Annotated in this window: 22 protein-coding genes; all 22 read left to right on the top strand. The window is 69.6% G+C overall.

The window, feature by feature from the left end:
- Positions 1–193 precede the first annotated feature (193 nt).
- The 22 genes from FHS74_RS13290 to hypF all read left to right on the top strand — a co-directional run bounded on the left by FHS74_RS13290 (position 194) and on the right by hypF (position 21,441).
- Positions 194–1,354, top strand: a complete 1,161-nt coding sequence (locus tag FHS74_RS13290) for a LysR family transcriptional regulator (RefSeq protein ID WP_184801280.1) — start codon at positions 194–196, stop codon at positions 1,352–1,354.
- 184 nt (positions 1,355–1,538) lie between these two features.
- Positions 1,539–2,639, top strand: coding sequence for a hydrogenase small subunit (locus FHS74_RS13285; protein ID WP_281384647.1), 1,101 nt, complete (start codon positions 1,539–1,541; stop codon positions 2,637–2,639).
- Positions 2,639–4,438 carry a nickel-dependent hydrogenase large subunit gene (locus tag FHS74_RS13280; RefSeq protein ID WP_184801144.1) on the top strand — a complete coding sequence of 600 codons (1,800 nt, stop codon included), beginning with the start codon at positions 2,639–2,641 and terminating at the stop codon, positions 4,436–4,438. The genes FHS74_RS13285 and FHS74_RS13280 overlap by 1 nt, the downstream gene beginning before the upstream one ends.
- 18 nt (positions 4,439–4,456) lie before the next feature.
- Positions 4,457–5,038: a HupE/UreJ family protein gene (locus FHS74_RS13275; RefSeq protein WP_184801142.1), complete on the top strand. Its 582-nt coding sequence runs from the start codon at positions 4,457–4,459 to the stop codon at positions 5,036–5,038.
- A gap of 13 nt (positions 5,039–5,051) precedes the next feature.
- A complete protein-coding gene (gene cybH / locus FHS74_RS13270; RefSeq protein WP_184801140.1) occupies positions 5,052–5,759 on the top strand; it encodes a Ni/Fe-hydrogenase, b-type cytochrome subunit in 708 nt (235 codons plus the stop codon).
- A 234-nt stretch (positions 5,760–5,993) separates the two neighbouring features.
- The gene (locus tag FHS74_RS13265) at positions 5,994–6,695 is read left to right on the top strand and encodes a HyaD/HybD family hydrogenase maturation endopeptidase (protein WP_184801138.1); all 702 of its coding nucleotides are present in this window, start codon (positions 5,994–5,996) and stop codon (positions 6,693–6,695) included.
- Positions 6,695–7,027: a HypC/HybG/HupF family hydrogenase formation chaperone gene (locus tag FHS74_RS13260; protein ID WP_184801136.1), complete on the top strand. Its 333-nt coding sequence runs from the start codon at positions 6,695–6,697 to the stop codon at positions 7,025–7,027. Before FHS74_RS13265 ends, FHS74_RS13260 begins: the two co-directional genes overlap by 1 nt.
- Positions 7,024–7,467 carry a thioredoxin domain-containing protein gene (locus FHS74_RS13255; RefSeq protein WP_184801134.1) on the top strand — a complete coding sequence of 148 codons (444 nt, stop codon included), beginning with the start codon at positions 7,024–7,026 and terminating at the stop codon, positions 7,465–7,467. Before FHS74_RS13260 ends, FHS74_RS13255 begins: the two co-directional genes overlap by 4 nt.
- A 10-nt stretch (positions 7,468–7,477) precedes the next feature.
- Positions 7,478–8,356, top strand: coding sequence for a hydrogenase expression/formation protein (locus FHS74_RS13250; RefSeq protein ID WP_246463102.1), 879 nt, complete (start codon positions 7,478–7,480; stop codon positions 8,354–8,356).
- Entirely contained in the window at positions 8,353–8,577 is a 225-nt protein-coding gene (locus tag FHS74_RS13245) for a rubredoxin (RefSeq protein ID WP_184801132.1), read from the top strand. Before FHS74_RS13250 ends, FHS74_RS13245 begins: the two co-directional genes overlap by 4 nt.
- The gene (gene hybE / locus FHS74_RS13240) at positions 8,574–9,128 is read left to right on the top strand and encodes a [NiFe]-hydrogenase assembly chaperone HybE (RefSeq protein ID WP_184801129.1); all 555 of its coding nucleotides are present in this window, start codon (positions 8,574–8,576) and stop codon (positions 9,126–9,128) included. The genes FHS74_RS13245 and hybE overlap by 4 nt, the downstream gene beginning before the upstream one ends.
- Positions 9,125–10,090, top strand: a complete 966-nt coding sequence (locus FHS74_RS13235) for a hypothetical protein (RefSeq protein ID WP_184801127.1) — start codon at positions 9,125–9,127, stop codon at positions 10,088–10,090. Before hybE ends, FHS74_RS13235 begins: the two co-directional genes overlap by 4 nt.
- Positions 10,090–10,431, top strand: a complete 342-nt coding sequence (gene hypA / locus FHS74_RS13230; protein ID WP_184801125.1) for a hydrogenase maturation nickel metallochaperone HypA — start codon at positions 10,090–10,092, stop codon at positions 10,429–10,431. Before FHS74_RS13235 ends, hypA begins: the two co-directional genes overlap by 1 nt.
- Entirely contained in the window at positions 10,431–11,348 is a 918-nt protein-coding gene (gene hypB, locus FHS74_RS13225; protein WP_184801123.1) for a hydrogenase nickel incorporation protein HypB, read from the top strand. Before hypA ends, hypB begins: the two co-directional genes overlap by 1 nt.
- A 10-nt stretch (positions 11,349–11,358) precedes the next feature.
- Positions 11,359–11,631: a HypC/HybG/HupF family hydrogenase formation chaperone gene (locus tag FHS74_RS13220; protein ID WP_184801121.1), complete on the top strand. Its 273-nt coding sequence runs from the start codon at positions 11,359–11,361 to the stop codon at positions 11,629–11,631.
- The gene (hypD, locus tag FHS74_RS13215; protein WP_184801119.1) at positions 11,628–12,770 is read left to right on the top strand and encodes a hydrogenase formation protein HypD; all 1,143 of its coding nucleotides are present in this window, start codon (positions 11,628–11,630) and stop codon (positions 12,768–12,770) included. The genes FHS74_RS13220 and hypD overlap by 4 nt, the downstream gene beginning before the upstream one ends.
- The gene (hypE, locus tag FHS74_RS13210) at positions 12,767–13,795 is read left to right on the top strand and encodes a hydrogenase expression/formation protein HypE (protein ID WP_184801117.1); all 1,029 of its coding nucleotides are present in this window, start codon (positions 12,767–12,769) and stop codon (positions 13,793–13,795) included. Before hypD ends, hypE begins: the two co-directional genes overlap by 4 nt.
- A gap of 12 nt (positions 13,796–13,807) precedes the next feature.
- Positions 13,808–15,322, top strand: coding sequence for a sigma-54-dependent transcriptional regulator (locus tag FHS74_RS13205; protein ID WP_184801115.1), 1,515 nt, complete (start codon positions 13,808–13,810; stop codon positions 15,320–15,322).
- A 3-nt stretch (positions 15,323–15,325) separates the two neighbouring features.
- A complete protein-coding gene (locus FHS74_RS13200; protein ID WP_184801113.1) occupies positions 15,326–16,660 on the top strand; it encodes a sensor histidine kinase in 1,335 nt (444 codons plus the stop codon).
- A complete protein-coding gene (locus FHS74_RS13195; RefSeq protein WP_184801110.1) occupies positions 16,644–17,669 on the top strand; it encodes an NADH-quinone oxidoreductase subunit B family protein in 1,026 nt (341 codons plus the stop codon). Before FHS74_RS13200 ends, FHS74_RS13195 begins: the two co-directional genes overlap by 17 nt.
- Positions 17,666–19,120, top strand: a complete 1,455-nt coding sequence (locus FHS74_RS13190; protein WP_184801108.1) for a nickel-dependent hydrogenase large subunit — start codon at positions 17,666–17,668, stop codon at positions 19,118–19,120. The genes FHS74_RS13195 and FHS74_RS13190 overlap by 4 nt, the downstream gene beginning before the upstream one ends.
- A complete protein-coding gene (gene hypF / locus FHS74_RS13185) occupies positions 19,120–21,441 on the top strand; it encodes a carbamoyltransferase HypF (RefSeq protein ID WP_184801106.1) in 2,322 nt (773 codons plus the stop codon). Before FHS74_RS13190 ends, hypF begins: the two co-directional genes overlap by 1 nt.
- Position 21,442: the final 1 nt, after the last annotated feature.

Here is a 21,442-nt window from a genome sequence, read left to right as displayed (position 1 = left end):
TGATTAATTTCCCGGCGGGTTGATAAAATCCCGTGACCTCCCTCCCTGTCATACTCGCTGGCGGTGGTGCCGGAGCCGTCGGTGTCTGATTGGCCGGAATATGGAATCTGTGCTGGATCGAACGGCGGCCGAGCGCCGGATGGGCACGCAAGGTACCGTGGCATCCCGATTAGATTCTGATAAGAATTCCCCCATGGACATCTGGAACCTGAATCTGCGCCACCTGCGCGCGGTCGCGCAGATCGCGCACCTGGGAACGACGCACGCCGCCGCCGCCGCGGTCAGCCTGACGCAGTCGGCGATCTCGCAGGCGCTGGCGCGGCTGGAGCAGGTGATCGGCACGCCGCTTTTCGACCGCAGCCGGGATGGCATGGTCGCCACCGCCGCGGCCGACCTGCTGGTGCCGCGCATCCAGGCGGCCCTCGACCATATCGGCAGCGCGCATGTGACCATGTCGCGGCTTCATGCTGTCTTGGCGCTGGCCGACGGCGGCAGTTACGCCAAGGCCAGCGCCCTGACCGGCTTGCCCGAGGCGTCCTTGCACCGCGCGGTGAACGATTTGGCGATCCTGTTGCGTCGGCCGTTGGTCGAACGCCGTGGCAGGGTCGTGGCCCTGACCAAATACGGCGAGCAACTCGCCCGCGCCTTCCGCCTCGCCAAGGTCGAGCTTGAGGCGGGCCTTTCGGAGGTGGAGGCCCTCACGGGGCATGAAACGCGCCGCATCGCCATCGGGGCGATGCCCTTGTCGCGCGCGCGGGTGCTGCCCCGGGCCGTATCGCACTTTCTGCGGCGGCATCCGCTGGTCAGGGTGTCGATCGGTGAAGGGTCGCGGGCGGAGCTGGTTGAACCGTTGCGGAATGGTGCGATCGATCTGATGATTGGCGCCTTGCGCGAACCGTTGCTGGAGCCTGACCTGGTTCAGGCACCCTTGTTCCATGATGAGCCGGCCGTCATCGGCCGCGCCGGCCACCCCCTGGCGGGGATTGATCCGCATCCCGCCGATCTGGCGGCCTATCCCTGGATCATCTCCGCCCCGGGCACGCCGTTGAGAGGGGCGTGGGAACGGATGTTCGGCGCCGCCGGCCTTCCCCTGCCAGCCACGCCGGTCGAGGCCGGATCCGTGATGATCATCCGCAATCTGCTGATGGACGGTGATTTCCTGACATTGCTGTCGCCGGATCAGATCATGGCGGAAACGGAGGCCGGATGGCTGGCGGTGATCGCCCGCCCCAGGGGCCTGGGTCGGACCATCGGCATCACCACCCGGGCATCCTGGCGACCGACCCGCGTCCAGGCTGAATTCCTCGACGGCCTGCGGGACGTCGCCGCGGGGCTGGCGACGGAAACGGTCTGACGCGGGCATCGCTCCGGTTGCGAACTTACCTTGCAAGCGGAAGGTCGCTTTCCACCCTCTGTGGGGCGGGGATACGGCTAAACCCCTCCGTTTCCTCGATCTTTCACCTGGCATGCTTCTTGCCCCAAACGATGCCGATGCGGAGCGAGACAGCCCCGCCGGGTAGGTTGGAGGAAATGCCGGAATGGCGATGGAAACGTTCTATGAGGTGATGCGCCGCCAGGGCATCACACGGCGAAGCTTCACCAAATTCTGCAGCCTGACGGCGGCGGCGCTGGGCCTGGGCCCGTCCTACGCCCAGGCCATCGAAACCGCGATGGAGACCAAGCCGCGCATCCCGGTGCTGTGGCTGCACGGCCTGGAATGCACCTGCTGTTCGGAAAGCTTCATCCGCTCGGCCCATCCCCTGGCCAAGGACGTCATCCTGTCGATGATCAGCCTGGACTATGATGACACCATCATGGCGGCGGCGGGGTTCCAGGCGGAATCCATCATCGATGAGACCATCGAGAAGTATAACGGCAACTTTATCCTGGCGTGCGAGGGCAACCCGCCGCTGAACCAGGAGGGGATGAGCTGCATCATCGGTGGCAAGCCCTATCTGGAACAGCTGAAGAAGGCGGCCGACCATTGCAAGGCCATCATCAGCTGGGGCAGCTGCGCCAGCTGGGGCTGCGTCCAGGCCGCCCGGCCCAACCCCACCCAGGCGACCCCCATCCACAAGGTGCCGGGCCTGCCGGCCAAGCCCATCATCAAGGTGCCGGGCTGCCCGCCCATCGCCGAGGTCATGACGGCGGTCATCGCCTACATCCTGACCTTCGACCGCTTCCCGGAACTGGACATGCAGGGCCGGCCCAAGATGTTCTATTCCCAGCGCATCCACGACAAATGCTACCGCCGCCCGCATTTCGACGCCGGCCAGTTCGTGGAAAGCTTCGATGACGAAGGGGCGCGGCGCGGCTACTGCCTCTACAAGGTCGGCTGCAAGGGCCCGACCACCTACAACGCCTGTTCCACCGTGCGCTGGAACGGCGGACTCAGCTTCCCCATCCAGGCGGGGCATCCCTGCATCGGCTGTTCCGAGGACGGCTTCTGGGACAAGGGCGGCTTCTATGAACGGCTGAGCGACATCAACGGCTTCGGGGTCGAGGCCAACGCCGACAAGATCGGCGGCACGGCGGCCGGCATCGTCGGTGCCGCCGCCGCGGTGCATGCCGCGGCCAGCGCGGTCAAGCGCGCCCGCTCGAACGGCGGCGCGAACGACAAGACGGAAGGACGGGATTGATGCCCACGCTCGCGACACCCAACGGCTATCAGCTCGACACCAGCGGCAAGCGCGTCGTCGTCGACCCGGTCACCCGCATCGAGGGCCACATGCGCTGCGAGGTCAACCTCGACGGCGACAACATCATCCGCAACGCCGTGTCCACCGGCACCATGTGGCGCGGCCTTGAGGTGATCCTCAAGGGACGCGACCCGCGCGACGCCTGGGCCTTCACCCAGCGCATCTGCGGCGTGTGCACCGGCACCCACGCCCTGACCTCCGTCCGGGCGGTGGAAAACGCCCTGAACATCCAGATCCCGGAAAACGCCAACAGCATCCGCAACATCATGCAGCTGTCGCTGCAGGTGCATGACCATCTGGTGCATTTCTACCACCTGCACGCGTTGGACTGGGTGAACCCGGTCAACGCCCTGAAGGCGGACCCCAAGGCGACGTCGGAGCTGCAGCAGGCCGTCTCCCCCCACCACCCCAACAGCTCCCCCGGCTATTTCCGCGACATCCAGACCCGCCTGCGCAAGTTCGTGGACTCCGGCCAGCTGGGGCCGTTCAAGAACGGCTACTGGACCAACCCGGCCTACAAGCTGCCGCCCGAGGCCGACCTGATGGCCGTGACCCACTATCTGGAGGCGCTGGACTTCCAGAAGGACATCATGCGGGTCCGCACCATCTTCGGCGGCAAGGACATCCACCCCAACTGGCTGGTTGGTGGCGTGCCCTGCGCCATCAACCTGGATGGCGACATGGCGGCCGGCGCGCCGGTGAACATGGCGTCGCTGAACTATGTCTCCTCCATCACCGATCGCTGCATCGAGTTCGTGGAGAACGTCTACATTCCCGACATCATCGCCATCGGTGGCTTCTACAAGGACTGGCTCTACGGCGGCGGGCTGTCGAACAAGTCGGTGCTGGCCTATGGCGACATCCCCGACCGGGCCAACGACTACAGCCCCCGCAACCTGCTGATGCCCCATGGGGCCATCATCGACGGCAAGCTGTCGGAGGTGCACCCCGTCGACCTGACGGATCCCGAGCAGGTGCAGGAGTTCGTGCCCCACAGCTGGTACAAATACCCGGACGAGAGCAAGGGCCTGCACCCCTGGGACGGTGTCACGGAGCCCCACTACCAGCTGGGCGCCAAGGCCAAGGGCACCAGCACCAACATCATCGAGATCGACGAAGCGGCCAAGTACAGCTGGATCAAGGCGCCGCGCTGGCGTGGGCATGCCATGGAGGTGGGGCCGTTGGCCCGCTACCTGGTCGGCTACATGCAGGGCAATGTCGAGATCAAGGACCAGGTCGACCGCACCCTGGCGGCCCTGAACGTGCCGCTGGACGCGCTGTTCTCTACCCTGGGGCGGACGGCGGCCCGCGCGCTGGAGGCCCAGTGGGCGGCGCATAAGCAGCGCTACTTCCTGGACAAGCTGATCGCCACCATCAGGGCGGGCGACACCTCAACCGCCAACACCGCCAAGTTCGACCCCAAGACCTGGCCCACCGAGGTCAAGGGCGTGGGCTTCACCGAGGCGCCGCGCGGCGCGCTGGCGCACTGGATCCGCATCAAGGACGGCAAGATCGACAATTACCAATGCGTCGTGCCCACCACCTGGAACGGCAGCCCGCGCGACAACAAAGGCAACATCGGCGCCTTCGAGGCGTCGCTGATGAACACCAAGGTGGCCCGTGCGGAAGAGCCGGTGGAAATCCTGCGCACCCTGCACAGCTTCGACCCCTGCCTGGCCTGCTCCACCCATGTGATGGGGCCGGACGGGCAGGAACTGGCCGACGTCAAAGTCCGCTGAACAGAGGAGACTGATCCCATGAAGACGTTCATCACGAAATCGGTTCCCCGCGTCTCGGCGGCTGTTATGGCGGTGGGTTTCATCGCCACCCCGGCGGTGGCCCACCCGGGCCATGATGGGGGCTTCGCCGCTGGCATCATCCACCCGCTGACGGGCCTGGACCACCTGGCCGCCATGCTGGCCGTCGGCCTGTGGGCGGCCACCCGGCCGGCGGCGCGTGCCTGGCAGGCGCCGGCGCTGTTTGTGGCCATGCTGGTGGCTGGCGCGCTGGCCGGCGTGGCCGGTGGCGCCTTCGCCCCGGTGGACACGCTGGCGGCGCTGTCGGTGACCCTACTGGGCCTCATGCTGATCGCGGCCCCCCTGCTGCCCGACGCCGCGGGCCTGGGCCTCATCGCCCTGTTCGCCACGGTGCATGGCTATGCCCATGGCATGGAGGCGGGAGGCCATCTGCTGGGCTACTTCGCCGGCTTCATGGCGGCATCGGCCCTGCTGCACGCCGCCGGCTGGCGCCTGGGCGCCGGCCTGCTGGCCACCCGCTGGGGGCGGTTCGCCTCCGGCCTGACCCTGGGCGCAGCGGGCCTCGCGCTCGCCGCGCTCTGAGGGAGGGCGCGCCATGAGCGAGACCTCCCTCCGGGGCCATAAGGAAGAGGCGGTCTATGTCTATGAGGCGCCGGTGCGCCTGTGGCACTGGGCCAACGCGGCCGCCATCCTGGTGCTGTGTGTCACCGGCTACCTCATCGGCTCACCCCTGCCATCCATCCATGGCGAGCCCAGCAGCCACTTCCTATTCGGCTGGATCCGCTTCCTGCATTTCTCGGCGGGGCAGATCCTGGTCGTTGGCTTCGTCTTCCGCTTCTACTGGTCCTTCGTCGGCAACGACCATGCCCGCGAAATCTTCCGGCCGCCGGTGTGGCGGAAAAGCTTCTGGCAGGGCGTGATCCATGAGGTCCGCTGGTACGCCATGCTGGAACACGCGCCCAAGAAGTACAGCGGCCACAACCCGCTGGCCATCCTGTCCATGCATATCCTGTTCGTATGGGGCACGCTGTTCATGATTGTCACCGGCCTGGCCCTCTATGGCGAGGGGGAGGGGCCGGGTTGGCTCCACCGGCTGTTCACCAGCTGGGTCATCCCGCTGTTCGGGCAGAGCCAGACGGTCCACACCTGGCACCATATGGCCATGTGGGTCATCGTGATCTTCGCCATCGTGCACATCTACGCCGCTGTGCGGGAGGACATCATGTCCCGCCAGTCCATCATCTCCTCCATGTTCTCCGGCTGGCGCACCTTCCGAGACGGCGGGCCGACCGACGAACACTGAGTGTCCGGTCGCTTGCCGGTAAGGGCAGGGAGGGCTTCGCGCCCTCCCTTTCCATTTGGAAGGACATATTCCAGTCTGATTTCCAGATGGAAGGAAACTATCCAACTCCGCTGGTGGCGGGGACCGTCGCCGGCCCGGAAACCAGCCATTTCGGCGCCGAATGGTGCGCTGGCATGCCCCTTGCTCAACAGGCTTCCAACGTCCGGCAAGTCGGATGACAGGGGAGGGAGACGCGTGGAAGTGACAACGGCAAGCGGCCCCCGCGTGCTGGTGCTGGGCATCGGCAACCTGCTGTGGGCGGACGAGGGCTTTGGTGTGCGGGCGGTGGAGCATATGCACCGCCACTATGCCTTTCCCGCCAACGTCCACTTGATCGACGGTGGGACCCAGGGCATCTACCTGGTCCAGGAAATCCGTGAGACCGACATCCTCGTCGTCTTCGACGCCGTCGACTACGCCCTGCCGCCCGGCACGCTGAAGCGGGTGGAGGGGGACGAGGTGCCGAAGTTCCTGGGCGCCAAGAAAATCTCCCTGCATCAGACCGGTTTCCAGGAGGTGCTGGCCATGGCGGAGATGATGGGCGACAGCCCCGCCCACCAGCTGCTGATCGGGGTGCAGCCGGTGGAGCTGGAGGATTTCGGCGGGAGCCTGCGACCGGAGGTGAAGGCCCAGGTGGGGCCGGCCATCGCGCTGGCGCTGGACTACCTGGCCGGCTTCGGCATCACCGCCGCCCCCCGCCCGGCGCCGCTGCCGGCGGAGCAGGGCATCGGGTCGCTGGAAATGATGCTGGACCGGTATGAGGCAGGGCGTCCGGACGAGGGCGCGGCCTTCCGCGGCGGCGACGCGCGGGTGCTGGGCGCCGGCGGCTGGACCGGGCCGGCGGATTTCGAGGCGGAGATGCGGGCCCTGGTGGCCGGCCCCGGGGCGGGCGTCTGATGTGCGTCGGTGTTCCCATGCAGGTGGTGGAGGTGGGATCGGGCCATGCCCGCTGCCGGTCCGGCGCCGAGCTGCACGACATCGACACCAGCCTGGTGGGTGATGTCGCGCCCGGCACTTGGCTCATGACCTTCCTGGGGGCCGCCCGGGAGGTGATGAGCGCCGAGGCCGCCCAGCGGTCGCTGGCGGCGCTGGCCGCCCTGGAGGCGGTGATGCGGGGGGAACCCGCTGACCTGGACGCCGCTTTCGCCGACCTTATCGGCCGCGAACCCCAACTACCCGCCCATTTGGTGCCCGACCATTTACGCCCCATCCCGGAGCCGGAAGCATGAGCGACAGACGTGACGACTATTCCCCCCTGCTGCGGTCCGTAATGGACCGGCGCGGCTATCGCGTGGTGGGGGAGGCGGATTTGCTGGAGATGTGCGCCGGCCAGCCGTTGGCCGTGCTGTTCCTGGCTGGTGACCACTGGCGGGTGGCGGAGAGCGACGACGTCGCCGCCATCCTGCCGGAACTGGACGACGCCATGGGCGGCCATGTCGTGCCGCTGATTGCCGCCAAGGCCGACGAGCGCGCGCTGCAGCGGCGCTTCCGCTTCGCCCGCTACCCCGCCCTGGTCTTCCTGCGCCTGGGCGACTATCTGGGCGCCATCGAGGGCATCCGCGACTGGGCGGACTACATGCGCGAGATCCCGGAGATCCTGGAGCGCGAGCCCAGCGTGCCCCCCGCCTTCCGCCTGCCCGCCGGCTGCGGCACCGACGCCGTGCATTGAGGAGAAAGCCATGAACGATCCCATGGCCACCCCGCTCGGCGGCGGCGCCCTGGTCGGGCCCGGCAGCCAGCCGACCGATTTCGATGGCGGCAAGCTGGACTACATGGTCATGCCCGATGGCATGGCCATCTTCTCCGCCGCCAACGTGCCGGAGGCGGACGTCGCCCAGGCGGTGCCGCAGGGCGTGGCGGCGGGCGATGCCATCCTGGCGGCCCTGACCCGGGTCGTGGACGGCGCCGGCCCGCAGCAGGTGGACCTGACCCATTTGGACGCCGCCAACCTGGCCTTCATCGACCAGTTGCTGGGCGAGGGCGAGGTGTCGGTGATCTTTGGCACCGACATCCAGGCGCAGGAATCCGTCCTGGCCGGGGTGTGGCGGGTGCGGGAAAGCGATGCCGCCGGGCGGCGCCGGCGCGATTATGTCGATTGCGGCCCCTTTCCCACGGGCGTGGTGGAGCGCGCCTTCGACGGCGCGCGGGGCGGGGCCATCCTGCCGGAGACGGCGCGGCCCAACATCTTCAACGCCCCGCCGCTGATCGCCGAGATCAATGAGCATATTCCGCTGATGGGCCCCCTCATGGGACAGCCCGGCGGGCCGGGCCATGTCATCAACCTGTCCCTGCTGCCCCATACCGAGGAGGATTTGGCCTTCCTGGATGAGGCGCTGGGGCGGGGCGGTCTGGTCATCCTGTCGCGCGGCTACGGCAACTGCCGTATCCGCTCCACGGGGACGCGCGGCTGCTGGTGGACGCAGTACTTCAATTCCCAGGACACGCTGATTCTCAACAGCATCGAGATTTGCCCCATCCCGCAGGTCGCCCTGGCGGCGGCGGAAGACCTGGTGGATTCCGTCGAGCGCTTGGGTGAGATCATGGAGATCTACCGGTGACGGACCATTTCTTCGCCGGATCGTTCGGGGGCGACGTCAGCAAGATCGGGCCGACGACGAAGCTGGAATGCAAGATTTGCTGGCACGTCTATGACCCGGCGGTGGGCGATACCTACTGGCAGGTGCCGCCCGGCACGGCCTTCGCCGACCTGCCGGAGCATTGGACCTGTCCTGAGTGTGACAGCGCCAAGGCGGGCTTCATGGTGGTTGGCGACGCATGACCGACGCGCCCGCCCTCTCCGCCCGCATCGAGGCCGCCTTCACCCGCATCGCGGAAACGCGCATGGCCGGGGTGCCGGTGATGAACCCCGCGCTGTCGGTGGCGATGCGGGGGCTGCACCGCCATGGCGGACATTGGGTCGGCGTGCTGGTGACGCCCTGGTTCATGAACCTGCTGCTGCTGCCCGTGACGGATGACGGCGCCCGGCGGGTGGGGGGGAAGACGGCGCTGGCCCTGCCATCCGGCGGCTATGAAGGCATCTGGGGCCATGAGGACGCGCTGGGCGGGTATTGGAGCTGTTCGCTGTTCTCCCCCATGTTCGACTTCGCGGACCAGGAGACGGCGGTGGCGACGGCCGATGCCGCCCTGGCGGAGATCATGACGGTGGCAGAGGGGACCGTGGGGGAGGGGACGGCGGCCGGTGGCGACGGCATGGCCCTGATCTGGGCCGGAACACCCCCGGCACCCGTTCCGGCCAGGACGGAACCGTTGAGCCGGCGCGCCCTGTTCGGTTTGGGTGAGGGACCGGCACGTGAGGAGAGGGCGCCATGACCCGCCCGGCGGGCATCACCCTGCGGCTTCCCGCCGGGGACGGCGGCCAGGCGGCGCTGAGCTATGTGCCACGCGGCGATATCACCGCCCTGCTGGCGGCCGTGCCGGTGGAGCGGGTGCCGTCCCTGGTCCGGTCGCTGTTCGCGGTCTGCGCCAACGCGCAGGGCCATGCCGCCGAGCTGGCGGTGGAGGCGGCGCTGGGCCTTGAGGCCGCGCCCGAGATCCTGGCGGAGCGTGAGGCCCGGACGTGGATGGAGGGGATGCGGGAGCATGGCCTGCGCATCAGCTTGGACTGGGCGCGGCTGTTGGGCGAGGCGCCGGATCTGGCGCGGGCGCGCGCCTTCGTGGCGCTGTCCGTCGCGGAGGATCCCGGGGCCCTGATCCGCGACGCGGTGACGGGTCTGCCGCCGGAAGGATGGCTGGCCATGACGTCCACCGTCCAGCTGGCCCGCTGGGCGGGGGCCGGGCGCACCGTGGCGGCGCGTTTCATCGCCACCCTGTTCGAGCTGCCGACGCTGACCCCGGCGGGGGAGGCGGCGGCGGGGTCGCTGGCGGCACGCCATGCCGACCATCCCCTGCTGGCCCGCGCCTTGCCCGTTGGGTCGCTGATCGCGTGCCATGTCGCGCGGGTCATCGACCTTTGCCGCGCGCCCGCGCGTCTGGCCGCCCTGCGGGCTGACGGCGTCACGGCTGTGCGCGGCGCGGCGATGGGCCCGGGTTCGGGAAGGGCGGCGGTGCCCTGCGCCCGTGGCACCCTGGTCCATGAGGTCGGCGTGGTGGCCGGGCGGGTGGAGCGCTATCGTATCCTGTCGCCCACGGACAGCACCTTCGCGCCGGGCGGACCGGCTGAGCGGCGGTTCCAGGGACTATGCGCCTGGCCCCCCGCGGACCGGGCACGATTGGCCGAGGTGATGATGCTGGCGCTGGATCCTTGCGTTGACTATGCGGTCGAGGTGGCCTGATGCATGAGATGGCCATCTGCGAGAACATCCGCGTCCTCATCGAGGAACAGGCCCGGACCCAGAATTTCAGCCGGGTGGAACGGGTGTGCCTGGAAATCGGCGCCCTGTCCGGCGTGGAGGTGGAGGCGCTGCGCTTCGGCTTCGACGTCGTCATGCGCGGCGGCGTCGCCGCCGGGGCCCGGCTGGATATCGTCGAGACGGCCGGCACCGCCTGGTGCCTGCCCTGCGCCGTGACGGTGACCATCGGCCGCCGCTATGACCCATGCCCCCGCTGCGGCTCGCACCAGCTGCAGGTGACGGGCGGGGAAGAGATGAAGATACGCGAATTGGAGGTGATGTGATGTGCACGGTCTGCGGATGCGGCGACGGCGGGGCCAAGATCGAGGCCGATCCCCACGGTCATGATCACCACCACCATGGACATCACCATGATCACCCGCACGATCATAGCCATGGCCACGATCATGATCACGGTCACGCTCATCATGACCATGATCATCACCATCACGGCGCGGATGGGACGCTGGACTATGGCGCCGGGCCCGCGGGCACGACCGTCCCGGGCATGAGTCAGGCGCGCCTGATCCAGATCGAGGCGGACATCCTGGGCAAGAACAACGGCTATGCCGCCGCTAACCGTGCCCGCTTCGCCGAGGCCGGCATCCTGGCGCTGAACCTGGTATCCAGCCCAGGCTCGGGCAAGACGACCCTGCTGTGCCGCACCCTGGCCATGTTGGCCGGCGAATTCCCCAGCGCCGTCATCGAGGGCGACCAGCAGACCAGCGCCGACGCCGACCGCATCCGCGCCACGGGCGCCCCGGCCATCCAGATCAACACGGGCAAGGGCTGTCATCTGGACGGCCACATGGTGGGCCATGCCGTCGACCATCTGGATCCCGCCGACGGCTCCGTCCTGTTCATCGAGAACGTGGGCAACCTGGTCTGCCCCGCCGCCTTCGACCTGGGGGAGGCGCACAAGGTCGCCATCCTTTCGGTGACCGAGGGCGAGGACAAGCCGCTGAAATACCCCGACATGTTCGCCGCCGCCGACCTGGTGCTGATCAACAAGACGGACCTGCTGCCTTATCTGGACTTCGATGTCGAGCTGGCCATGGCCAACGCCCGCAAGGTCAATCACAAGGTGCGCCTGCTGCAGGTCTCCGCCCGCACGGGCGAAGGCATGGTGGCCTGGCTGGACTGGATCCGCGGCGCCCGCCTGATGGCGCTGTCCGGCCGGCCGTCCCGGGCGGCGGAATAGGGGGAATCCCATGTGCCTGGCCATACCCGCGCTGGTGACGGAACTGCACGACGGCGCGATGGCGAGCGTGTCGGTGGGCGGCATCGCCAAGCAGATCTCCGTCGCCCTGCTGGACGCGGTGGCGGTGGGCGACTACGTGCTGCTGCATGTCGGCTACGCCCTGCACCGCGTCAGCGAGGAGGAGGCGCGCCGCACCCTGGCCATGATGGCGGAGGCGGGGCTGCTTCAGGCGGAAGTGGCGGAGATGGCCCAGACGACGGGATTGGCGGGAGGAGCCTCATGAAATACGTCGACGAATTCCGCGACCGGGACCTGGCGCGCACCCTGGCCGCCGCCATCGCCGTCGCCGCCGACCCGGCGCGTGATTACAACTTCATGGAGTTCTGCGGCGGCCACACCCACGCCATCTTCCGCTATGGGGTGCACGATCTGGTGCCGGCCAACGTCCGCTTCGTCCATGGTCCCGGTTGTCCCGTGTGCATCCTGCCGGCGCGGCGCCTGGATGACGCCATCGAGCTGGCGGAGCGGCATGGCGTGATCCTGTGCAGCTACGGCGACATGCTGCGCGTGCCGGGCACGGGGCGGCGGTCGCTGCTGAAGGCCAAGGCTGACGGTGCCGACATCCGCATGGTCTATTCCACGCTGGACGCCCTGGACATCGCCCGGGCCAACCCGGGGCGGGAGGTGGTCTTCTTAGGCATCGGGTTTGAGACGACGACCCCGCCCAGCGCCGCCGCCATCGCCCAGGCCCAGGCGGAGGGCATCGCCAATTTCTCCGTCTTCTGCAACCACGTGCTGACCCCCCCGGCCATCCGCCACATCCTGGAGGTGCCGGAGATCGACCCCGCGCAGGCCGCCCGCCTGGACGGTTTCCTGGGGCCGTCGCACGTCAGCGCCGTCATCGGCTCCCGCCCCTATGAGTTCCTGGCCGCCCGCTACGCCAAGCCGGTGGTCATCGCGGGCTTCGAGCCGCTGGACGTGATGCAGTCGGTCCTGATGCTGATCCGCCAGGTGAACGAAGGCCGGGTGGAGGTGGAGAACCAGTATACCCGCGTGGTGACGCGGGACGGCAACCGCAAGGCGCAGGACCTGGTGGCCCGCATCTTTGAGCTGCGGCCCAGCTTTGAATGGCGCGGCCTGGGCAGCGTGCCGGACAGCGCGCTGGCCATCCGCGCGGACTACGCGGCCTTCGACGCGGAGAAGCGCTTCGCCCTCAGCGAGAAGCAGAGCCGCGAGACCAAGTCCTGCGAATGCCCCGCCATCCTGCGCGGCGTCAAGAAGCCGAAGGACTGCAAGCTGTTCGGCAAGGCGTGCACACCGGAAACGCCCATGGGCGCCTGCATGGTTTCCTCCGAAGGGGCGTGCGCCGCCTACTGGACCTATCGGCGCCTGGAAACCCTGGCGGAGATGGCCGCCGAATGACCCTCCCGGCCCCCGATCTCAGCGGCAGCATCGACATGAGCCATGGCGGCGGCGGCCGGGCCATGGCGCGGTTGATCCGCGACATCTTCCTGCGCCACCTGGCCAACCCCCTGCTGGACCAGGGGCATGACGCCACCCGTATCGACGCCGGGTCCGGCCGCATCGCCGTGACGACGGACGCCCACGTCATCTCGCCGCTGTTCTTCCCCGGCGGCGATATCGGTTCGCTGGCCGTGCACGGCACGCTGAACGACCTGGCCATGGCCGGCGCGCGGCCCCTGGCGCTGACGGCGGCCTTCATCATCGAGGAAGGCTTTCCCCTGGCCGACCTGGACCGCATCGCCGCCAGCATGGGCCGCGCCTGCCGCGAGGCCGGCGTGCCGGTGGCGACGGGCGACACCAAGGTGGTGGAGCGTGGCAAGGGCGACGGCGTCTTCATCACCACCAGCGGTGTCGGCGTGGTGCCGGAAGGCGTGGACATCGGCCCGCGCCGTCTGCGCGCGGGGCAGGCCATCCTGCTGTCGGGTCCCATTGGCGACCACGGCATCGCCATCCTGTCCAAGCGGCAGGGCCTTGAGTTCGGCACGGAAATCCGCTCCGACAGTGCCGCCTTGCACCGCATGGTGGCCGATATGGTCGCGGCGGTCCCGGGCATCGCGGTCTTGCGCGACCCCACCCGGGGCGGCCTGTCCGCCACGTTGAACGAGCTAGCCGGCGCCGCCGGACTGGGCATGCAGCTGGATGAGCGGGCCATCCCGGTGCGGCCGGAGGTGGCGTCGGCGTGCGAACTGCTGGGCCTGGACCCCCTCAACGTCGCCAACGAGGGCAAGCTGGTCTGCATCTGCGAGGGGGAGGACGCGGAAACGCTGCTGGCCGTGATGCGCGCCCATGTCGAAGGCCGTGACGCGGCGCGGATCGGTCATGTTACGGTGGGACCGGCCGGGTTCGTCTGCATGACGACGGCCATCGGCGGCCAGCGTGTGGTCGACTGGCTGTCGGGTGAACAACTTCCGCGCATCTGTTAGCGGAGAGGAGCGATGGCCGACCCTTCCCCCAACCTGCCGACCATCCTGATCGTGGATGACGAGCTGCGCTCCCTGGAATCATTGCGGCGTATCCTGGAGGAGGACTTCGAGGTGCTGACCGCCGCCAGCACCTTCGAGGCCGAGCGGCGGCTGGCCGACAACCTGGTCCAGGTGGTGCTGTGCGACCAGCGCATGCCGGAACGGACGGGCGTTGAGTTCCTGACTGAGGTCAAGGAACGCTGGCCCGAAGTCGTGCGCATGATCATCTCCGGCTACACCGACGCGCATGACATCATCGACGGCATCAACCAGGCGGGCATCTTCCAGTACATCACCAAGCCCTGGCACCCGGAAAACCTGCTGCTGACGCTGAAGGGCGCCTGCCGCCTCTACGCGCTGCAACGGCAGAACGAGCTGCTGGCGGTGGAGATGAAGATGCTGCCGGCCACAGCCTCCCGCATGGTGGGGGAACGCAAGGAGAAGCTGCGCCGCGCCTATAACGTCGACGACGGCATCGTCCGCGCCAAGGGCAGCCCCATGGAGGGGGTTTGCCACAGCCTGGCCCAGGTGGCGCCCTTCGACGTGCCGGTCCTGCTGTTCGGTTCCTCCGGCACCGGCAAGGAACTGGCGGCGCGTGCCCTGCACTACGGCTCGCTGCGCTGGAACAAGCCCTTCGTGGTGGAGAATTGCGGCGCCCTGCCGGACGAGCTGCTGGAAAGCGAGCTTTTCGGGCACAAGAAGGGTGCCTTCACCGGCGCCATTGAGGACCATGTCGGCCTGTTCGAGCGCGCCGATGGCGGCACCGTCTTCCTGGATGAGATCGGCGAGGTCTCCCCCGCCTTCCAGGTCAAGCTGCTGCGCGTGCTGCAGGAAGGGGAGATACGCCCCCTGGGCGGCACCCGCACGCGCAAGGTCGATGTGCGCGTGATCGCCGCCACCAACAAGGACCTGGAGGAGGAGGTGCGGGCCAAGCGCTTCCGCGCCGACCTGTTCTATCGTCTGGCCGGCATGATCATCCGCCTGCCCGACCTGAAGGACCGCAAGGGCGACCTGCCCCTGCTGGTGGAGGTCCTGCTGGACCGGGCCACGGCGCAGATGGGCAAGCGCGTGCCCGGCATTTCGCCGGAGGCGCTGGAGTGCCTGGCCCGCTACGACTGGCCCGGCAATGTCCGCGAGCTGCAGAACGAGGTGCAGCGCCTGGTGGTGCGGGGGGCCGAGGGCCGGCGGCTGGAGGCTGACCTGCTGTCCCCCCATATCCTGCGGGCCGAGCCGGTTTGTGCCTCCGCGCGCGAGGACGACTTCACCGACATCGCCGGGCTGGCGGGCGACCTGCGCGAACGGGTCAGCGTCCTGGAGGCGCGCATCATCCGCGAGACGCTGATCCGCCACCGCTGGAACAAGAGCCAGGCGGCGCGGGAACTGGGCCTGTCGCGGGTGGGGTTGCGCGCCAAGCTGGAACGGTATGGGCTGGAGAACGTCCACCCCCTGGCGCCGGCTTTGGCGTCCAAGCGCGCGGCGGGGACCTGAGCCATGGGCAACCACGATCCCCTTGCCGACCTGCCATCGCCCGACGCGGACGGCGAGGGCGAGCAGCTGTGGATCGATGTCATCCGGCGCATGGACGTGGTCTACAGCGATCTCGTCGCCTCGCAGGTGGCGCTGGAGGAACAGAACCAGCGCCTGCAGCAAGCGCGCGACTTCATGCACTCCGTCCTCGGCGCCATGAACGACGTGCTGATCGTCTGCGATGCCGACGGCGCGGTGCTGCGGGTCAACGCGGCGCTGACGGCCGCCTTGGGACGGGAGGAGGGCGCGTTGCTGGGGGGCCCCCTGCTGGATCTGTTCGACCCCGCCGATCACGCGGACATCCGGGCCTGCCTGGCCGAGGGCCGGGCCATCGAGGACAAGGGCTGGCAGCTGCTGGCGGCCGATGGCCAGCGGGCGGCGGTGTCCGTCAACGGGGCGCCCCGCCGGGATGGGCGCGGCCGCTTCGCCGGCATGGTCCTGGCCGGCCGCCCGGTGGGGGAGCTGCTGCGGGCCTATCGGGAACTGGACAAGGCCCATCAGCGCCTGCGCCAGACCCAGCAGCAATTGCTGACCTCGGAAAAGATGGCGGCGCTGGGCCGGCTGGTGGCCGGCGTGGCGCACGAACTCAACAACCCCATCAGCTTCGTCTTCGGCAACATGTACGCGCTGAAGCGCTATGGCGCCGCCATCACCGGCTATCTGGCCGCCGTTGACGCCGGCACGCCGCGGGCGGAGCTGGCGGCCCTGCGCGACAGCCTGCGCATCGACAAGGTGCTGGCCGACATCGGCCCCCTGGTCGATGGCACCCTGGAGGGGGCGGAGCGGGTGCGCGACATCGTGCAGGACCTGCGCCGCTTCTCCTCCAACCAGCGCGAGGAGCCGGAGGCGTTCAATCTGGTCCGCCTGGTCCACACCGCCGCCGACTGGGTGATCAAGACCCAGCGCACCAAGCCGGAGGTGCGCCTGGACCTGCCCCCGCAGCTGGAGATGGTGGGCCGTAAGGGCCAGCTGCACCAGATCCTGGTCAATCTGGTGCAGAACGCGGTGGACGCCGTGGACGGCCGCGATGGCGCCCTGATCCGGATCAAAGCGGGGGAGCAGGACAACTGGATCGTCCTGTCGGTCGCGGACAACGGCCCGGGCGTTCCGCCTGAAAACCAGGACAAGATCTTCGAGCCCTTCTTCACCACCAAGCCCATCGGCACCGGCACGGGCCTGGGCCTGTATGTCAGTTACAACATGGCGGAAAAACTGGGCGGCAGCCTGAGCTATGCCAACGCGGACGGCGGGGGCGCCGTCTTCACCCTGAAGGTGCCGGCCGATGACCGCGGCGTCTGAACCGGCCCGCCCGCTGCGGCTGCTGTGGTTGCAGTCCGGCGGCTGCGGCGGCTGCACCCTGTCCCTGCTGGGGGCGGAGAAGCCGGATCTGTTGACGGCGCTGGCGGCGGCCAATGTGGAACTGCTGTGGCATCCCTCCCTCAGCGAGGCGACGGGCGGGGAGGCCCGCGCCATCCTGGAGGCCGTGGCGGCGGGGGAACAGCCGGTGGACATCCTGTGCCTGGAAGGCTCGGTCATCAACGGGCCGGGCGGCACCGGCCGCTTCCACCTGATGGCGGGGACGGGCAAGCCCATGCGCGACTGGATCGCCGCCCTCGCGCGCCGGGCCGGCTATGTCGTCGCCGTGGGCAGCTGTGCCGCCTTTGGCGGCGTCACCGCCGCCGGTGGCAATGAGGTGGAGGCCTGCGGCCTGGCCTATGACGGCACCCGCGCCGGCGGCCTGCTGGGGGCCGGGTTCCGGTCGGCCAAGGGCCTGCCGGTCATCAACATCGCCGGCTGCCCCATCCATCCCGGCTGGTTCACCGACACACTGCTGCAGATCGGTGCCGGCATGCTGACGCCCGGCGACCTGGATGAGTGGGAGCGGCCGCTGGCCTATACCGCCCATCTGGTCCACCACGGTTGCGCCCGCAACGAATTCTATGAGTTCAAGGCCAGCGCGGAGCAGCCGGGCGACCTGGGCTGCATGATGGAGAATCTGGGCTGCAAGGGGACGCAGGCGCGGGCGGATTGCAACATCCGGCCGTGGAACGGTGGCGGCTCCTGCCTGGACGGCAACTACGCGTGCATCAATTGCACGGCACCGGGTTTTGAGGAGCCAGGCCACGCCTTCGCCGTCACGCCCAAGGTGGCGGGCATCCCCATCGGCCTGCCAACGGACATGCCCAAGGCCTGGTTCGTGGCCCTGGCGTCCCTGTCCAAGGCGGCGACGCCCAAGCGGCTGCGCGACAACGCGGCGCGGCCGTCGCCGGTCGTCCTTCCCCATGACAAGCGCAAGGACAGCGCATGAGCCGCCTGATCGTCGGTCCCTTCAACCGGGTCGAAGGTGACCTGGAGGTGCGTCTCGACATCAGCGACGGCATGGTCGCCGACGCCCGCGTCGTCTCTCCGCTCTATCGCGGGTTCGAGGCCATGCTGGTGGGCAAGCCGGCGCTGGACGCGCTGGTCTACGCCCCGCGCATCTGCGGCATCTGCTCCGTCTCGCAATCGGTGGCGGCGGCGCGGGCGCTGGCGGCGACCGGCCCGGTGCCGCAGGCGGCCAACGGCACCTTGGCCGTGAACCTGATCCACGCGGTGGAGAACGTCGCCGACCACCTGACCCATTTCTACCTGTTCTTCATGCCCGACTTCGCCCGCCCGGCCTACGCGGCGGAACCTTGGCATGCCGACATGGCCGAGCGGTTCACGGCGGTGAAGGGCGACGCGGCGCGGGAGGTGCTGCCCGCCCGGGCGGAGTTGATGAACCTGCTGGGCATCCTGGCCGGCAAGTGGCCCCACACCCTGGCGGTGCAGCCCGGCGGATCGACCCGGGCCGTCTCGCGGGCGGAGCTGGCGCGGCTGGGCGCCCTGCTGGCCGGGTTCCGCCGCTTTCTGGAACGCACCCTGTTCGCCGACACGCTGGAGGCGGTGGCCGCCCTGTCCACCCGCGACGCCCTGTTGGCCTGGGCGGGGGCGCGGGCCGGCCGGGGGGACTTCGCCCGCTTCGTCACCCTGTCCCAGGCGCTGGGCCTCAACCGCCTGGGCCGGACGGACCTGCGGCACATGAGCTATGGCGCCTACCCGTTGGCCGAGGGACCCTTGTTTCCGCGCGGGGTGTTCCGGAACCGTGTCGCCGGTGCGCTGCCCGTGGACCGCATCGCCGAGGATGTCAGCCACGCCTGGTATCGCCCCGCCCCGGACGGCGCGCCGCGATCGCCGCGTGAGCCGGGGGCGCCGCCGGACGCCATGCGCGAGGACGCCTACTCCTGGTGCAAGGCGCCCCGCCTGGAGGGGGAGGTGGCGGAGGTGGGCGCCCTGTCGCGCCAGCTGGTCGCCGGCCATCCGCTGGCACGCGATCTGGTGGTGCTGGACGGGGCGACGGTGGAGGCGCGGGTGGTGGCGCGGCTGCTGGAGGTGGCATTGGTCACCCTGGCCATGGAACGCTGGCTGCGGGTCCTCGACCCAGGGGCCCCGTTCATCGACCACACGCCCTTGCCGGCGGTGGGGGAGGGCGCCGGCCTGACGGAGGCGGCCCGGGGATCGCTGGGCCACTGGGTGAGCCTTCAGGGAGGCCGCATCGCCAACTACCAGATCATCGCCCCCACCACCTGGAACTTCTCCCCGCGCGATGCCGCCGGTGTGCCGGGGCCGCTGGAGCAAGCGCTGCGCGGCGCGCCCGTCCGTGAGGGCGAGACCGAGCCGGTGGCCGTGCAGCACATCGTCCGCTCCTTTGATCCCTGCATGGTCTGCACGGTGCATTGATGACGGCCGCCGACGCCTGGGTGGGCCGACGCATCCGCGTGCGCGGGCTGGTCCAGGGGGTGGGCTTCCGGCCCCATGTCTGGCGCCTGGCCCAGGCGCTGAACCTGGCCGGCAGCGTCGCCAACGACGGCGAGGGCGTGGTCATCCACGTCTGGGGGGACGCGGCCACGCTGGACGGCTTTCAGGCACGGCTGTGGCGTGAGGCGCCGCCCTTGGCGCGCGTCGACGGCATGGAGGCCGCCCCCCATGACGGCCCGGCGCCCGGCGGCTTCACCATCACGGCCAGCGCCGCCGGCCGGGTGCGGACGGGCGTCGTGCCGGACGCCGCCACCTGTCCCGCCTGCCAGGCGGAGCTGTTCGATCCCGCCGACCGGCGCCACGGTTACGCCTTCGGCAACTGCACCCATTGCGGCCCCCGGCTGTCCATCGTCAGCGCCATTCCCTATGACCGGGCCAACACGGCCATGGCCGCCTTCCCGATGTGCCCGGCGTGCGCGGCGGAATACGCCGACCCCGCCGACCGCCGCTTCCATGCCCAGCCGACGGCCTGCCCCGCCTGCGGCCCCCGGCTGTGGCTGGAGCCCGCGCCCGACGCGGGGACGGACCCGCTGGACGCGGCGGCGGCGCTGTTGCGCGCCGGTGGCATCGTCGCCCTCAAGGGCATCGGCGGTTTCCACCTGGCCTGTGACGCGGCCAACGCCGGCGCGGTGATGGAATTGCGCCGCCGCAAGGCGCGCGATGCCAAGCCCTTCGCCCTGATGGCCCGTAGCGTGGAGGAGGTCGGGCGCTATTGCCGGCTGGATGCGGCGGCCCGCGATCTGCTGACTTCGCCCGCCGCCCCCATCGTGCTGCTGCCCCGCCGGCCCGACGGCGCGCCCTTGCCGGACGGTCTGGCGCCGGACCAGGACCATCTCGGCTTCATGCTGCCCTACACGCCGTTGCACCATCTGCTGATGGCCCGATTGGACGGCCCCCTGGTCATGACCTCCGGCAACCGGTCGGATGAGCCGCAGGTGACGGCCAACGGGGACGCGCGGGACCGTCTGGCCGGGCTGGCCGACGCCTGGCTGATGCACGACCGCGCCATCCTGAACCGGCTGGACGACAGCGTCGTCACCACCAGCGCTGGCGCGCCCGTCATCCTGCGGCGGGCCCGGGGCTACGCGCCGGTGCCGCTGCCCCTGCCGTCGGGCTTTGAGGGCCTGCCGCCGACCCTGGCCATGGGTGGCGAGCTGAAGGCGACGTTCTGCCTGATGCGGGAGGGGCAGGCCATCCTGTCCCAGCACATCGGTGATTTGGAGGACGCGGCCGCCCTGGACGACTACCGGGCCATGCTGCGCCTCTATCGCGACCTGTTCGATTTCACGCCGGCGGTGGTCGCGGTCGATGCCCATCCCGACTATCTCTCGACCACGCTGGGTGCTGCGCTGGCGCGGGAATGCGGCGCCCGGCTGGTGCGCGTGGGCCACCACCACGCCCATATGGCCGCCTGCCTGGCCGACGCCGGTATCGGGCTGGCGGAGGGCGGAGAGGGCGCCTTCGGCCTGGTGCTGGACGGGCTGGGCCTGGGCGCCGACGGAACGCTCTGGGGGGGCGAAATTTTGCAGGGCGGCTATCGCGGCGTTGCCCGCGTTGGCCATATCGCGCCCGTCGCCCTAGCCGGCGGTGCGGCCGCGATGCGCGAGCCGTGGCGCAACCTGGTGGCCCAGTTGCGGCATGCCTTTGGCGCCGCCTGGCGCGATCATGCCGGCGCGGTTCTGGCCCATTTGCCGCCCGGCGCGCCGGTGGCCTTGCTGGAGCGCATGCTTGAAACCGGCACCAACACGCCGCCCTGCTCCTCAGCCGGGCGGCTGTTCGATGCCGTCGCGGCGGCGCTGGGCGTCCACCCCGCCCGCATCGGGCATGAGGCCCAGGCCGCCATGGCGCTGGAGGCGCTGGCGCGGCCCCACCTCGGCGGGGTGCAGCCCTATCCGGTGGCGCTGGGCGGCGGCGATCCCGTGGTCATGGGCTGGGCCCCGATGTGGCGGGCGCTGCTGGCCGACCTTGCCACCGGGGAATCGCCTGGGCGTATCGCCGCCCGGTTTCACCTGGGGGTCGCCGAGGCGCTGGTCGCGGCGGTGGCGCGTGTCGGCGCCAGCCAGGGAACGGTGGTGGCGCTGTCGGGCGGTGTCCTGCAGAACGCCATCATCCTGGGCGAACTCCAGTCCCGTTTGCGGGGCATTGGCTGCCGGCCGGTGACACACCGCCAAGTCCCCGCCAACGACGGCGGCCTGGCGCTGGGTCAGGCCGTGCTGGGCGCCCTCATGGCGCCCACCGCGTAGC

The organism is Nitrospirillum iridis (assembly GCF_014205765.1).
GTDB lineage: Bacteria > Pseudomonadota > Alphaproteobacteria > Azospirillales > Azospirillaceae > Nitrospirillum > Nitrospirillum iridis.
The sequence above is the reverse complement of the archived record's forward strand: the minus strand, read 5'-3'. Positions and strand labels throughout refer to the sequence as shown.

What these genes read in the sequence shown, in the direction of transcription:
- FHS74_RS13290 (WP_184801280.1), top strand. Translation starts at nt 194, where the DNA reads ATGGACATCTGGAACCTGAATCTGCGCCACCTGCGCGCGGTCGCGCAG.
- FHS74_RS13285 (WP_281384647.1), top strand. Translation starts at nt 1,539, where the DNA reads ATGGCGATGGAAACGTTCTATGAGGTGATGCGCCGCCAGGGCATCACA.
- FHS74_RS13280 (WP_184801144.1), top strand. Translation starts at nt 2,639, where the DNA reads ATGCCCACGCTCGCGACACCCAACGGCTATCAGCTCGACACCAGCGGC.
- FHS74_RS13275 (WP_184801142.1), top strand. Translation starts at nt 4,457, where the DNA reads ATGAAGACGTTCATCACGAAATCGGTTCCCCGCGTCTCGGCGGCTGTT.
- cybH (WP_184801140.1), top strand. Translation starts at nt 5,052, where the DNA reads ATGAGCGAGACCTCCCTCCGGGGCCATAAGGAAGAGGCGGTCTATGTC.
- FHS74_RS13260 (WP_184801136.1), top strand. Translation starts at nt 6,695, where the DNA reads ATGTGCGTCGGTGTTCCCATGCAGGTGGTGGAGGTGGGATCGGGCCAT.
- FHS74_RS13255 (WP_184801134.1), top strand. Translation starts at nt 7,024, where the DNA reads ATGAGCGACAGACGTGACGACTATTCCCCCCTGCTGCGGTCCGTAATG.
- FHS74_RS13250 (WP_246463102.1), top strand. Translation starts at nt 7,478, where the DNA reads ATGAACGATCCCATGGCCACCCCGCTCGGCGGCGGCGCCCTGGTCGGG.
- hybE (WP_184801129.1), top strand. Translation starts at nt 8,574, where the DNA reads ATGACCGACGCGCCCGCCCTCTCCGCCCGCATCGAGGCCGCCTTCACC.
- FHS74_RS13235 (WP_184801127.1), top strand. Translation starts at nt 9,125, where the DNA reads ATGACCCGCCCGGCGGGCATCACCCTGCGGCTTCCCGCCGGGGACGGC.
- hypA (WP_184801125.1), top strand. Translation starts at nt 10,090, where the DNA reads ATGCATGAGATGGCCATCTGCGAGAACATCCGCGTCCTCATCGAGGAA.
- hypB (WP_184801123.1), top strand. Translation starts at nt 10,431, where the DNA reads ATGTGCACGGTCTGCGGATGCGGCGACGGCGGGGCCAAGATCGAGGCC.
- FHS74_RS13220 (WP_184801121.1), top strand. Translation starts at nt 11,359, where the DNA reads ATGTGCCTGGCCATACCCGCGCTGGTGACGGAACTGCACGACGGCGCG.
- hypD (WP_184801119.1), top strand. Translation starts at nt 11,628, where the DNA reads ATGAAATACGTCGACGAATTCCGCGACCGGGACCTGGCGCGCACCCTG.
- hypE (WP_184801117.1), top strand. Translation starts at nt 12,767, where the DNA reads ATGACCCTCCCGGCCCCCGATCTCAGCGGCAGCATCGACATGAGCCAT.
- FHS74_RS13205 (WP_184801115.1), top strand. Translation starts at nt 13,808, where the DNA reads ATGGCCGACCCTTCCCCCAACCTGCCGACCATCCTGATCGTGGATGAC.
- FHS74_RS13200 (WP_184801113.1), top strand. Translation starts at nt 15,326, where the DNA reads ATGGGCAACCACGATCCCCTTGCCGACCTGCCATCGCCCGACGCGGAC.
- FHS74_RS13195 (WP_184801110.1), top strand. Translation starts at nt 16,644, where the DNA reads ATGACCGCGGCGTCTGAACCGGCCCGCCCGCTGCGGCTGCTGTGGTTG.
- FHS74_RS13190 (WP_184801108.1), top strand. Translation starts at nt 17,666, where the DNA reads ATGAGCCGCCTGATCGTCGGTCCCTTCAACCGGGTCGAAGGTGACCTG.
- hypF (WP_184801106.1), top strand. Translation starts at nt 19,120, where the DNA reads ATGACGGCCGCCGACGCCTGGGTGGGCCGACGCATCCGCGTGCGCGGG.